A 13,179-nucleotide genomic window follows, 5' to 3' on the forward strand; every position below is an offset into this window, starting at 1 on the left:
GCCTAAGTTTCCACCCTTTCGCCGGTTTTCGACGGTTTTGCCGTTGAAAACCGGCGAAAGTGTCGAAACAGGGTTTCTAACTCTCAACCGCGCAAACCCGGCGGCTCCTTGCCTATATACGTTATTCTTAATAGCTGATTCTTAAATTTGTTAGCGGGCCGGTTAAGCCCGTGACGCCCATCCAGCCACGAAAGTAGTGCACAGCCCGTGTTTAATTCACTCTCAGACCGGTTGACAGCAACCTTCAAAAACCTGCGCGGCAAAGGCAAGCTGACTGAAGCAGACATTGACGCTACAGTACGCGAGATTCGCCGTGCCCTGCTGGATGCCGACGTCGCCGTCCCCGTCGTCCGTGAATTTACCTCCCACATCAAGGAACGCGCCCTGGGCGCTGAGGTCTCCGAAGCCCTCAACCCCTCCCAGCAGATCGTCAAGATCGTCAACGAAGAGCTGGTCAACATTCTGGGTGGCCAGACCCGCCGTATCAATATGGCCAAGACCGGCCCCACCATCATCATGCTGGCCGGTCTGCAGGGTGCCGGTAAGACTACCCTGGCCGGTAAGCTTTCTCACTGGCTCAAGAAGCAGGGCCACACCCCTATGCTGGTGGCTTCTGACCTTCAGCGCCCCAACGCTGTCAACCAGCTCAAGGTGGTGGGTGAGCGCGCTGGCGTGCCCGTCTACGCCCCGCACCCCGGCGTCACCAGCGAATTCGACGTGCCCACCGGTGACCCCGTTCAGGTCGCCCGCGACGGTGTAGCTGAGGCCCGCGCCAAGCTGCACGATGTGGTCATTGTCGATACCGCAGGCCGCTTGGGTGTTGACGCCGAGCTCATGCAGCAGGCCCGCGACATCCGTGACGCTATTGAACCTAACGAAGTTCTCTTCGTTATCGATGCCATGATCGGTCAGGACGCCGTCAACACCGCTAACGCCTTCAACGAGGGCGTCGACTTTACCGGCGTTGTGCTCTCTAAGCTGGACGGTGACGCCCGCGGTGGTGCCGCCCTGTCGGTTGCTTCGGTAACCGGCAAGCCCATCATGTTCGCCTCAACCGGTGAAAACGTCACCGACTTTGAGCAGTTCCACCCTGACCGCATGGCCAGCCGTATTCTCGACATGGGTGACGTTCTCACCCTGATTGAGCAGGCCGAGCAAACCTGGGACAAGGCCGAAGCTGACCGCATGGCCAAGAAGTTCGTTGACCAGGAAGACTTCACCTTTGAAGACTTCCTGGCCCAGATGCAGCAGATTCGCAAGATGGGGTCCATGAAGAAGCTGCTCATGATGATGCCGGGCGCAGCCCAGATTCGTCAGCAGCTGGAGAACTTTGACGAGAAGGAAATCGACCGCGTCGAGGCTATTGTTCGCTCCATGACCCCGCACGAGCGCGTGGCTCCCAAGATTATTAACGGATCCCGCCGTGCCCGTATCGCTAAGGGTGCCGGTGTGACCGTTTCTGAGGTCAACATGCTTATGGAGCGTTTTGCACAGGCCCAGAAGATGATGAAGAAGCTGGCTAGTGGCAATATGGCCGGTATGCCCGGTGGCATGCAGATGCCCGGTATGGCCGCTGCCGGTGGTGCTGCCCGTAAGAATAAGGGCAAGGGTAAGGGCAAGCAGAAGGCTCGTTCTGGCAACCCGGCAAAGCGCGCCCAGCAGGAGCAGGCAGCTGCGGCTAAGCAGCAGGCCGCTCTGGGCTCGGCCTTTGGTCAGCAGACCCAGGATGTGAAGCCTGAGGATCTGAATCTGCCTAAGGGCTTCGAGAAGTTCCTCAAGTAAAACCTGCTCATAGGGCGGGGGTAAGCAGTTGGCTTACCCTCGCCCTGTGGTTTTTAAGGACGCTTGTGGGTAGGGGCAGTTCTGCTGAGAGAGTGCAAGGGCCCCTCTGCCTTTTACCCGTTTGTCTGGCGCGGTACATTGGGTGTAGTAACCGCCCGTCGAGAAGGAGCAGCACCGTGGTTGATTCTTATCTGCCTGAAGAAGAACTGAAGGCTTTTATTGAAAGTCTGCCCACCCGTCGTCTGGCGGCCGGTGCTGTGATTCGTAATGAAGCGGGGCAGATGCTGCTGGTCAAGCCTAACTATAAGGACGGCTGGACTATCCCGGGTGGCACCGTTGAGGCGGGCGAAGCGCCGCAGCCAGCCTGTTTCCGTGAGGTGGCTGAGGAAGTTGGCCTTACCCTTGAGCCGGGCCGTCTTCTGGTGATTTTCCACGGCCTGCAGATGGGCATTTGGGGCGATTCAACCAGCTATATTTATGACGCCGGTGTACTTCCTGCCGATGCTGTGATTACCCTGCAGGAAGAAGAGCTGACCGCTTATGAATGGGTAGCGCCCGAAGATTTGGGTAACTACTTTGATCAGGGGCAGGCCTACCGTTTGCAGCAGGCTTTCCGTGCCTTGCAGACCGGGGCTGTGTACGAGTTCTCTAGCGATTCACCTGCACGCTAGCTATCCCTGCCTTGTGTGGCCCGGGGCTGAGCTCTGCCCGTTTGATGAAGCGTTGAGAAGGATTGTAAGCATATGACTGAATCACACCGTGACCCCACCCAGCAGGGTGCCTCCCACAGGGAGGTTGTGGGTTCTGATGTGCTGTGGGTACGTCTGCGCATTGACCGTGCCCAGCCCTGGGGGAGCTGGCGGGAGCTAGTGCCCGCCCTGTACAGCGGCGCGTCTGATAGCCCGCAGGGGGCGGACGCCGGTGAGCAGCTTGCCCTGCCTGCTGACGTTGAGCAGCAGGTTCGGGATCAGCTAGAGAGCATTATCGGCATGATTCGGGAGCAGGCTCAGGGAGCTGACCAGAGCTACGAGTACACCGATGAAGACATCAAGAGCGTTGAGGAGCTCGCTGCCGACCCCGATAAGTTCGATGACCTGATTCAGCAGATTATGCAGGCAGAGCAGGGGAGCGAAGAGCTCCTGGCAGAGCCTGACCAGGTTCCTACTGAGGTTACCGCAGAGGAGCTTCAGGCGCTGACCGGCGACCCCACCCCAGAGGATCTGGCCGCGATGGAAGAGCTGAACTGGGAGATCACCCCTCAGCTAGCGGGCTATTTAGAGTCGGTGGCGACGGTGACGGCCCTTGAGACGGACGGACGCCGCGCCCAGCTCTTCGTGCTGTGCGAGCGGGTGCCGGGGCAGGCGTCCTTGCGCACCGTGGAGACCGACAGCACCGGGGTGCTGCTGCCCGGTGTGCCCCTGAACGATTTCCTGAATCAACTGGACGCCCTGTTTCCGGGTGCCGCTGATCTGCTGCCCCAAAAGCCGGGGGAGGACTACCACCTGGCGTCCTTTTCCCAGGGCACCGATTCTCTGAGCCTTGACCCGCACGGGGTGAGCGCTGCGCTGGTGGAACTGTCGATGGCTGATCTTGCCACCTACATGCAGCCTGAGCTCATGGCCGGTGAGGTTGAGGCGGCGCCTGCCGATAAGGGCTGGTCGCTGCTCACCGCCGACCCTTGCACCCTGGCCAACCTGCTTGAAGCTATGAACGTGCCCTCGATTGTGGCTGAGCAGACCCTCTTCGGTCAGAACCTGACCTTCGTGCTCCCGGCCGATTCCACCGGCCCCGAAACCGGTAGCGTCACCGACTGGGTTAACCAGGTCATGGGCACCCCCGACTCGGGTCTGGTGGGCACCGTGCTGACTTTCAGCTGGTCGCCCCTCACAAAAATTGGCTCTGCCCTTGAACGGGTCTCCAGCGAAGTGGGCAACCTGGTCTGGAGTCTGCCCGGCCTACTCCCTGCCCCCTTCAGGGAACTAGCCGCCCGCGACCAGCTTGAACAGCTCATCTGGCTCTACGGGCTCGATGAGCAAACCGCTAACCGCCTGACCAACTACGTGCTGGACTGCGAAAGTTCCGACGGGCTGGAATCCACCATTCATGCCCTCGAACTGCCCGAAGAATTACTGAAGGTGCTCACCGGGGCTGTGCACCTTGACGAGTTCGTGGGCTACCGAAAATTCGCCCCCGATATGAACGGGCTGGAGCGCTTCAAGGAGAGCGTCACCGCCTACCCCAACGGCACCGATACACTCAGCACCGTGAGCCGGGAAATTAGGGAACGCCCCTGGCTTATCACAGCGGACGCCACCGCCCAGCTCGGTGCCTCCGGCGCCCTGGCCCTGTGGGCAGCCCGGCGCGTGGCGCAGGGGCGGTCCCCCCGCGCTGCCCTGATTGCAGCAGCCACCCTCGGGGCTACCGGCGCAGCCGAACTGGTCATCGCGCGGGTCTACCACCGCCTGCAGGAAGCCGAGAAACTGCCCACGGTCGAACACCATCGGGTGCGGCCCCTCTCACTGACTGAAGAGCTCCGGGCCCAGGCCCAGAAGCAGGCAGAAGAAACCTCCGAGCAGCAGGCCCCCAAGGTCGTCCGCAACGCCCAGAAGCTCGGCCGCCAGGCAGGGCAGCTTGCCCGGCAGCAGCTGGGGCGGTTCTTCGGCGCTCGCGACTAAGAGCCCGGCTCCTTCCGCCTCACGGGGGAGCCGCCAGCGCCCCGGTCTTGATACAGTGGGCAGGTGAACACAGTCGCTCGTTTTTCCTTCTCACAGATAGACCCCGACTGGGAGCGCCCCACCCCGCCGGCGGCGTCCTTGCGCCGGGACATGCTGGTCTGGCTTGTGGTGCTTGCCGCAACCCTGCTACTGAACGCCGCCTACCATTCCGCGGGGTTTCTGGGGGACGACGCCCAGCAGGTTCACTACTCCTACTGGGCCGCTGCGGCGATGACGCTGCCGCTTATTTTCCGCCGCGTCTACCCACTCAGCATGATGCTCCTGGCCACCGCCCTCTTCTTTGCCCTGAGCTATGTGTCTGAAATAGCGCCCGCTACCCTGAGCTACCAGCTCTGCTACTTTGCGGTGCTCTATGCCGGTATCGCCTGGGGCAAGAACCGCACGATGACCTGGATTGTTTACGCCCTGGTCTGCACCGCCGCCCTCATCTGGATTGTGCTTGCCTGGGTCGTGACCGACTCGGCCTACAGTATGGCGGGCGTTGAAGGGTACTCAGGCGGCCCTTTTAGCCAGGCCACCGCCGGCTACGTAATGGCTTCCGTAACGAATCTTTTCTACTACGGGTGCGCAGCCCTGATGGGGCGCACGGCCTGGAACCAGGCCTACCAGCGGACCGTCCTTGCGGCCCAAGCCCAGCAGCTAGAGCGGCAGGCTGAGCAGATGGCCCAGGACGCCGTGACCCGCGACCGCCTGCGCATCGCCAGGGAACTCCACGACTCGGTGGGCCACCACGTCTCGTCCATGGGAATTCAGGCTGCAGCAGCCCGCCGGGCCCTGAGCAAGAAACCTGAACTGGCAGCAGAGCCCCTGGCCAACATTGAAAAACTGGCTCGTTCTTCGGTCTCTGAAATGAAGAACCTGATTCGAGTCTTGCGGGCAGCCGGGGAGGCTGAGCACGGCGGCGGTTCGGCGAAAGAACCCCAGGTTGCTGAAATTTTTGATTTGGTAGAGCACATGAGCTCGGTCGGCGTCCAGACCCGGCTGCAGGTAGGGGAGCAGGACCTTGCCCGGCTGACCCACCTTCACCAGGGAACCCAGCTGTCCATCTACCGTATGGCCCAAGAAGCCCTGACCAATGTGCGTAAACATTCAGCTGCCCAGAATGCGGTGCTGGCCCTGCGTACCGGCGGCAGCTTTGGAGCCCACTGGGCTGAATTAGAGGTCACCGATGACGGCCCTGCCACCGGCCCAGAGCGGGGAGAAGGTCAAGAATACATACCCGATCCCAGCCGCCAGGGCTACGGTCTGCAGGGCATCCGGGAACGCGTCACAGCCCTGGGCGGTACCTGCTGGATCGGACGCCGCAGCGGTGCGGACGGCTGGAAGGTACAGGTACGCTTCCCCATAGACATTGACGAAACCCACGACACCCAGGCCTCTAGGAGCACCTCATGACCCTCAAAGTACTGTTAGCTGACGACCAAGACATGGTGAGGTCAGGTTTCGCCCTCATTCTCTCAATGGAGGACGACATCGAGGTAGTCGGCCAGGCCCGCAATGGGGCTGAGGCTCTCGACCTTGCCGTAGCCACCCGCCCCGATGTGGTGCTCATGGACGTTCAAATGCCCGTGATGGACGGAATCACCGCCACAGCCGCCCTCACCGAGAAGCTGCCGGGCACCGCCGTCCTCATTCTCACCACCTTTGACCGCGAAGACTACCTCTTTGCCGCCCTGGCCGCCGGGGCCAGCGGCTTTTTGCTCAAAACCTCGGACGCCGACGAGCTGGTTGAAGCGATCCGCAAGGTAGCTAGCGGTCTGGCCCTGCTCTCGCCCGAGATGACCCTGCCACTCATTGCCCGCTTTGTAGAGCAAACCAAGGGGCAGAATGACGCCGCCCCCGCTACCGGCACCGGGCCTGAAAAGCCCGGGGGAGTGGAGACCACCAAGACACTGAGCCCAGAAGACGCCTTTGCCCTGAGCACCCTCACCCCGCGCGAAAAAGAAACCCTCGAACTCCTCTCCCAGGGGCTGACTAACGCCGAAATCGCCGAGCGCCTCTTTTTGGGAGCGGCCACCGTCAAAACCCACGTCTCAAACATCCTGGCCAAGACCCACAGCCGAGACCGGGTAGGGGCCGTCATCTTCGCCCACCGGGTCGGGCTCACAGGGTAGGGACCACAGCGCCCACACACTAAACCCGCCAATATCCCCCGCCCGGTTCCCCCGCACGGGGGATACGCTCCTACCTGCGCCTTCCTAGACTTGAGATATCGACCACACGAACAACAATCAAGCATAGGGGCACACCCTCATGAGCGAACACACGATAGAAGTTGCAGGCCTCACCAAGGTCTACGGCACCGGCTCAACCGCCAAAACAGCGGTAGAAAACGTCTCCTTCACCGTTGAACCCGGCTCCATGACCGGCTTCCTCGGCGCTAACGGCGCGGGCAAAACCACCACCATGCGCATGATCATGGGCCTACTCGAACCCACCGGCGGGCAGGTACTCTACGGCGGTCGTCCCATCACCGCCGCAGACCGTGCAGGTTTTGGCTACATGCCCGAAGAACGCGGCCTCTACCCCAAGCAGGCTATCCTTGCCCAGCTCGTCTACCTGGGCCAGCTACGCGGTATGAGCGCCAGCACCGCCCGCACCATCGCTACCGATCGTCTCACCGAACTGGGTCTGGGGGAGCGCCTGAACGACAAGCTCGAATCCCTCTCCCTCGGCAACCAGCAGCGGGTGCAAATCGTAGCGTCTATCCTGCACCAGCCCACCGCCCTAATCCTTGACGAACCCTTCTCTGGCCTTGACCCTAAAGCCGTAGACACCATGGTCTCCATGATGCGCGAGCTCATGCGGGGCGGGGTCCCCATCCTTTTCTCATCCCACCAGCTCGACCTGGTTGACCGTCTCTGCGACCGCGTGGTTATTCTGCACGGTGGAACCGTCCGCGCCAGCGGTAGCGCCACCGAACTGCGCGAATCAGGTGCCCCCCGCTACCTCTACCGGGGTGGGGCGGACGCCGCCTGGCTCCGCGACCTGGCCGGGGTAAACGTCCTCGACGTCTCCGGCACCGACGCCGTCCTCGAACTGGCCCCCGGCGCTGACCTGGCCAGCGTCCGCCACCAGATCCTCAGTGCTGGCCTAGAGCACGACATGCACGAGTTCTCCCGCCAGCTTCCCACCCTCGGCGACATCTACCGAAAGGTCACCGGCCAATGAACACCGCACCCACCCGCCCCAGTACCGCCCCCAAAAACGCCTGGCAAATCGTCGCAACCCGCGAAATCATGGTCAAACTGCGCGACAAATCCTTCATCGGCGGAACCATCTTCTCCCTCGTCATCATCCTGGCCGCAATCCTCATCCCTTACTTTATGAGCTCAGGGTCAACCGACTACACCGTAGCCACCAGCGACGACCGAGCCACCTCCCTGGTCGCTGCCGCTGAAGCCAGCAGCGACGAGAACACCAGTTACACCGCCACCCAGGTCGACAGCGCGGACGCCGCCCGCACCCTCGTTGCCGACGGGGACGCGGATGCCTACCTCGCCCCCACAGACCAAGGCTGGGAACTCGTCTTTGACTCTTCCCCCGACAACAGCCTGGTCACTGAACTGGGTGCCGTCATCACCTCCACCGTTACAGCCGAAAACGCAGCTGCCGCAGGCGTTGATCTCGAAGCCCTGGCTGCAGGAACCCAGGTGAGCACCAGCGTCCTCTCCGGCAACAGCAATGCAGGGCTGGCCTTCCTCATCGCCATGGTCTTCGCCATGATTTTCTACATGACTACCGTGCTCTTCGGCGTAGCCATCGCCAACTCCGTGGTCGAAGAAAAACAAAACCGCATCGTCGAAATCATCGCCACCGCCATACCACTCGGCCAACTCCTCGCCGGAAAAATCGTGGGCAACATCGTGCTCGCTATCCTGCAGGTAGCTATCTACGCAGTCGCCGGCCTCATCGGCATGCAAATCACCGGAAGCGCCTCAGAATTCGGCTGGATCCTACCCTCGGTCGGCTGGTTCGCCCTGTTCTACGTCGTTGGCTTCGCAGCTATCGCCACCATCTGGGCCGCCGTCGGCGCCATGGCAGCTCGCACCGAAGACATCGCCAACCTCTCCAACCCCATCACCATGGTGCTCATCGCCGCCCTCTTCGCCGGTATCTACGTCTCAGGAACCTGGCTCAAGATTGTTTCTTTTGTGCCTGTCCTTTCCTCAATTGCCATGCCCCGCCGCCTGCTCACTGAAGACGTAGCCCTCTGGGAGCCCCTACTCGCCCTCGCCCTCACCCTGGCAGTAGCAGTCCTTCTCACCCGGCTCGGCGCCCGCATCTACCGCGCCAACATTATGCGCGGTGGAACCTCGGTCAGCTGGAAGCAGGCGCTGAAGAAATAAACACGGTCAGCTTGCTCACAACACGCTTACTCCATAGAGCGTAACCCTAGATTAAGCGGGGCGGAGCTGGCATACTTGACGGGTACTCGATTTTTCCCGGCCCCTCTCATCCGGGAGAAATTGTGTCCGCAGAGGTCTTGACGAAGCCCGCCCCACGAGCTGACCCCTGACCTCGAACAGTTATAGAAAACAGGAGAAACCACTACAGTGGCTGTTAAAATTCGTCTGAAGCGTTTCGGTAAAATCCGCGATCCCCGCTACCGTGTTGTAGTAGCTGACTCACGCACCAAGCGTGACGGTAAGGCTATCGAGGAAATCGGCATTTACCACCCGACCGAGAACCCCTCACGCATCGAGATCAACTCAGAGCGTGCCCAGTACTGGCTGTCAGTTGGCGCCCAGCCCACCGAGCAGGTAGCTGCTCTGCTGAAGCTGACCGGCGACCTGGCTGCTGCCAAGGGCGAAAAGGCTGAGTCAACCGTAAAGCCCGTTGACGCCAAGCCCGAGTTCGTTGTTCCCGAAAAGGGTTCTGTCATCCTTCCCGAGGCAATCACCCCCAAGGGCGAGGACAAGGCTGAAGAAGCTCCCGCAGAAGAGGCTGCTGAAGAAGCAGCTTCTGAGGAAGCAGCTGAGTAATCATGTTGGCTGACGCTCTCGAACACCTCGTTCGGGGTATCGTCGACAACCCAGACGACGTCCAGGTGCGCGCCAAAACCGGCCGCCGGGGCGAAACCCTGGAGGTTCGCGTGAACCCTGATGACCTTGGCCGTGTGATTGGCCGCTCCGGCCGCACCGCCAAGAGCATCCGCACCGTGGTCAACGCCATCAACGACGGCGACCATGTGCGCGTAGACGTCATCGACACGGACAAGCGACGCTAACTGAATACAAAAAAGTAATCCTGAGTGTATAATATGCTCAGGATTACTTTTTTGTGAGGTTATATAAATGGATTCACCTGTCGAATGGATATCAGCCGATAAGTCTGTGACATCATATCAAGCAGACTCAAATCGAAAAGAACCGCAATCATTAACTTTTGATGAATTTCTCTCATTGAAGCTGGAAGATGGAGGGAAGTTTCACCTCCTGAGTGGTACTGTAATTGATTTTGAATACACAGGTACCAATGAGAAAATAAGTGGATTAATAAAAAAATATAAAGAAAACTATACTGTTGGTCGTAAATCAACTATTGGCCAGTCTTTAGTTGCGTTAGCTTATTTCGGTGGATACAAAAACTTTCTTGAAACTCAAGCCGGAAGCTTACCAATTGCAGGAAATATTAGAGTTAATGATCCTAAGATTTACCATAATTTTCTAGATAATTTCAAAAATTTTGTTGATGAACCTGAATTTCTTGAAATAAAAATGGTTGGATACAGTAGATATGATGAAAAGATTGGGACAACCTCAAGGGTGTTCAGAAATAACAATTTAAATGTTGAATTGGGCTGGTCGGAGGAAAATATGCTTGAGGAAGCTGGTGGTGGATACTCAGATTCTAAATTGGTAATTTCTTCACTAAATACAATTTTAGAGGGCGTAGCCGGCTGTGGAAAAACATATTATCAGAAATCGCTTTTTGATTCTCAAGATATCAACGGCCATTTTGGGTTTGACCCTGAACTAAGCGAAACTGTAGTTTTTCACCCCTCAACCTCGTATGAGGATTTTGTATCAGGTTTGCGTCCTCAGAAAGGCGGAAACTTTTCAGGTAAAGCTGGTATTTTCGTGGAGCTCTGTAACCGTGCTGCAGCAGACCAGGAGAATAACTACCTACTCTTTATCGATGAGATTAACCGTGCCAACACCGCGAAGGTATTCGGTGATCTACTCATGGTAATTGAGGAAGCCAAGCGAACTCCTAAAGAGCTACTCAGTAAGTACGGCCGAGCGGTTCTCACCCGTAAGGAAGCAAAGGAGCTGCAAAGTACCCGCTATGAAGATAAAGATCCGGAGCATGCAGCCGTTCGTTTGCAAACTGCAGTCGATGAGGTCCCCGGCATCTCTAAATTACCTGAAGAACCGCTCGAATATCTAGCTGTTCCTAACAACCTTTACATTGTTGGAACCATGAATTCGACGGACCGTTCTGTGGGAACCATCGACTTGGCCCTGCGGCGTCGCTTTACCTGGCACACCATGGAGCCTATGATGGGCGAAGTGCTTCGTGGTAAGGATAAAGTGAAAGATCGCGATGACCTTGATTCTCTCCTCAGCTGGTATGACGAGGCCAACGAGAAGCTTTACACCAAGGTGGGCCCCGACGCCCGTTTAGGACATTCCTACTTCTTCCAAGACGACAAAACTGCCCAGCAGATTGCCCATGACCTCCTCAAACAACTGGCTGAAATTGCCTACATCTTCCATCTAGAAGATTTAATGACCGAGTCACCCTTCAACCAGACAATTAACGGTCTCCGCCTTGAAATGCCGGGTGATGGTCTGGGCAAGAGAGTCATCGTAGCTTTTGCACCCACCAGTCCAGACACCGAAACCCCGGATGGGGGTGCAGAGCCCCTAGAATCCTCTGATGAGTCTTCAGAAAGCTTAGCTGATGAAGGTTAACGGTGCCCAGACCCAAACTGAAACCACCCGCTGGTTCCAGGTCAGTAGCCGGGGTAACGGGGTAGGGCTAACTGTGATTAGAGTTCCCATATCACCGAACTCCAATGACCATGCAACCTTGATTTTCCATATCCTACCCAAGCTGTGGCGCCCTCAATATGCGAGAACTCTTACCCTCGACCTTGGAGAGCTAAAAGCTCACCAGGAAAATCACTTCGTCCTCAATGAGCAGGACCTTATCGGCGTACACGATTCCTACCTGGTGGAAGTGTTAACCACCCTGGTTGAGAATAAGCCAGTCACGGAAGAGCTCCTTGCAGAAGAAGCAGTTGTTTCTGCTTCTGAAAATGATGACAACTCCAGGCTCTCGCCTCTTTGGTCTGTAACATCTGCACCACAAGGGGGAGTGGGTGGGTCCCTTCTGCCTGAAAATTCACAAGAGCTGGAGGGGCCTATGGCCCTTTGGACCATGTTGGACGCCTATCAGGTTAAAATCGAGCCCATCCCGACTTCCAAAGATTTTGGATCAGCCGGTATGGCTATGTTTGCAACGAGCAGACTGATGAAGCAGTTTGTATACCAACGTTTTATCGAAGAAGTCCTGCTTTCCCTGCGAGACCGACGCCCCCAGTATGTCTTACAGACAGACCATATCGCTACTGTCAAAGGACGGATCACCCCGGAAGGGCTGATCAAAAGGAAGATTACTGGCTCAGCAAAAATTGAGTGTGAATTTGATGAGCTAACCCCGGATAATCACATCTGGCAGGTTATCAGGGCAGCTATCGAACTGTGCGTTCCCGAGCTCAAACGCCACCACATCAAGAATAAAAAGACCAGCTATGCAAAGGCACTGCTAGCAGCAGCCCAGTTACGGGATGTCAGTGTAGCTTCAAGACAGGTCCTTCTGTCGCAAGCAGCATACTACACTGTGCCCCGGCAAGAGTCCTCTGCTGTTCGCACTAGCTACGAACTTGCACGAGCAATCCTGCAGGCTAAATTCAACGCATCAGTCAATAAGCAAGAGGCACCTGGTGTTGTAGCCAACCTCAAATACTCCATGAACGGACTCTGGGAACAAATGGTTCAAGAGCAATTCAATAAGGTTGATAATACTGAGGCTGCTGGACAAAACGAGTCGGCAAAGGTCAATATTTTCTATGACCGGAAAGATGGGCAGTGGGGTAGAGCGTTGGACGGCGGCAAACGACCTGACGTCGTCGTCAAATATACACACAACAACGTAGAATCAGCCTTCTATGTAGACGCTAAATATAAGGCAAACGAACTGGGTATTACTAAGGCCGGGATGGGGGACCAATATCAGATGGCCACCTACGCCTTAAGAACCAAAAGGAACGTATATCTGGCCTATCCCACCTGCAACGCTGACCTGGCCAGAAAAGAACCTGAATTCCAGTACATTCCCTACGCGGACAGGTTTACTGATAGCCAAAAAACACCTGATACAGACGAATTCATTCAGGTGGGCCAGTTCTATCTCCCTTTTCCCTCCCACGAAGACGCTCAACGAAAGAATTTTGTTCCAACAGCAAGTCAACTGACTCCTGAACGGGTTAAGGAGTTATCTCGGACCTCTCTTACCTAGAGATGAAACCAAGAGAAGAAATGGTGAAAGCCCCATACCAGCACTTGCTGGCGTGGGGCTTTTATCTGCCCACCGGCGTCCGCAAAACCCGGTAAAGTTAGACCCAAACCCCACACCACCTTTACCCCCAAGG

Annotated in this window: 11 protein-coding genes; all 11 read left to right on the plus strand. The window is 57.5% G+C overall.

Annotated elements, in window-relative coordinates; translation table 11 throughout:
• Positions 1–207: 207 nt before the first annotated feature.
• The 11 genes from ffh to L7A20_RS09790 all read left to right on the plus strand — a co-directional run bounded on the left by ffh (position 208) and on the right by L7A20_RS09790 (position 13,046).
• Complete coding sequence (ffh, locus tag L7A20_RS09740) at positions 208–1,782, plus strand: signal recognition particle protein (protein WP_237209934.1); 1,575 nt, start codon at positions 208–210, stop codon at positions 1,780–1,782.
• 176 nt (positions 1,783–1,958) lie between these two features.
• Positions 1,959–2,453: an NUDIX domain-containing protein gene (locus tag L7A20_RS09745; RefSeq protein ID WP_237194143.1), complete on the plus strand. Its 495-nt coding sequence runs from the start codon at positions 1,959–1,961 to the stop codon at positions 2,451–2,453.
• Between the two features lie 72 nt (positions 2,454–2,525).
• Complete coding sequence (locus tag L7A20_RS09750) at positions 2,526–4,457, plus strand: hypothetical protein (protein ID WP_237223299.1); 1,932 nt, start codon at positions 2,526–2,528, stop codon at positions 4,455–4,457.
• Between the two features lie 63 nt (positions 4,458–4,520).
• A complete protein-coding gene (locus L7A20_RS09755) occupies positions 4,521–5,912 on the plus strand; it encodes a sensor histidine kinase (protein WP_237223300.1) in 1,392 nt (463 codons plus the stop codon).
• The gene (locus L7A20_RS09760; protein ID WP_237223302.1) at positions 5,909–6,631 is read left to right on the plus strand and encodes a response regulator transcription factor; all 723 of its coding nucleotides are present in this window, start codon (positions 5,909–5,911) and stop codon (positions 6,629–6,631) included. Before L7A20_RS09755 ends, L7A20_RS09760 begins: the two co-directional genes overlap by 4 nt.
• A 139-nt stretch (positions 6,632–6,770) precedes the next feature.
• On the plus strand, positions 6,771–7,688 hold the full coding sequence (locus L7A20_RS09765; protein ID WP_237223304.1) for an ABC transporter ATP-binding protein: 918 nt from the start codon (positions 6,771–6,773) through the stop codon (positions 7,686–7,688).
• The gene (locus tag L7A20_RS09770; protein WP_237223306.1) at positions 7,685–8,866 is read left to right on the plus strand and encodes an ABC transporter permease; all 1,182 of its coding nucleotides are present in this window, start codon (positions 7,685–7,687) and stop codon (positions 8,864–8,866) included. The genes L7A20_RS09765 and L7A20_RS09770 overlap by 4 nt, the downstream gene beginning before the upstream one ends.
• 207 nt (positions 8,867–9,073) lie before the next feature.
• Positions 9,074–9,502: a 30S ribosomal protein S16 gene (gene rpsP, locus L7A20_RS09775; RefSeq protein WP_185174544.1), complete on the plus strand. Its 429-nt coding sequence runs from the start codon at positions 9,074–9,076 to the stop codon at positions 9,500–9,502.
• Positions 9,503–9,504: 2 nt separating this feature from the next.
• Entirely contained in the window at positions 9,505–9,747 is a 243-nt protein-coding gene (locus tag L7A20_RS09780; RefSeq protein WP_237186095.1) for an RNA-binding protein, read from the plus strand.
• Between the two features lie 67 nt (positions 9,748–9,814).
• On the plus strand, positions 9,815–11,437 hold the full coding sequence (locus L7A20_RS09785) for an McrB family protein (protein ID WP_237223308.1): 1,623 nt from the start codon (positions 9,815–9,817) through the stop codon (positions 11,435–11,437).
• A complete protein-coding gene (locus L7A20_RS09790) occupies positions 11,427–13,046 on the plus strand; it encodes an McrC family protein (protein ID WP_237223309.1) in 1,620 nt (539 codons plus the stop codon). The genes L7A20_RS09785 and L7A20_RS09790 overlap by 11 nt, the downstream gene beginning before the upstream one ends.
• The last annotated feature ends 133 nt before the right edge of the window (positions 13,047–13,179 follow it).

It is taken from the genome of Rothia nasimurium, from assembly GCF_928381415.1.
In the GTDB taxonomy this organism is placed as follows: domain Bacteria; phylum Actinomycetota; class Actinomycetes; order Actinomycetales; family Micrococcaceae; genus Rothia; species Rothia nasimurium_H.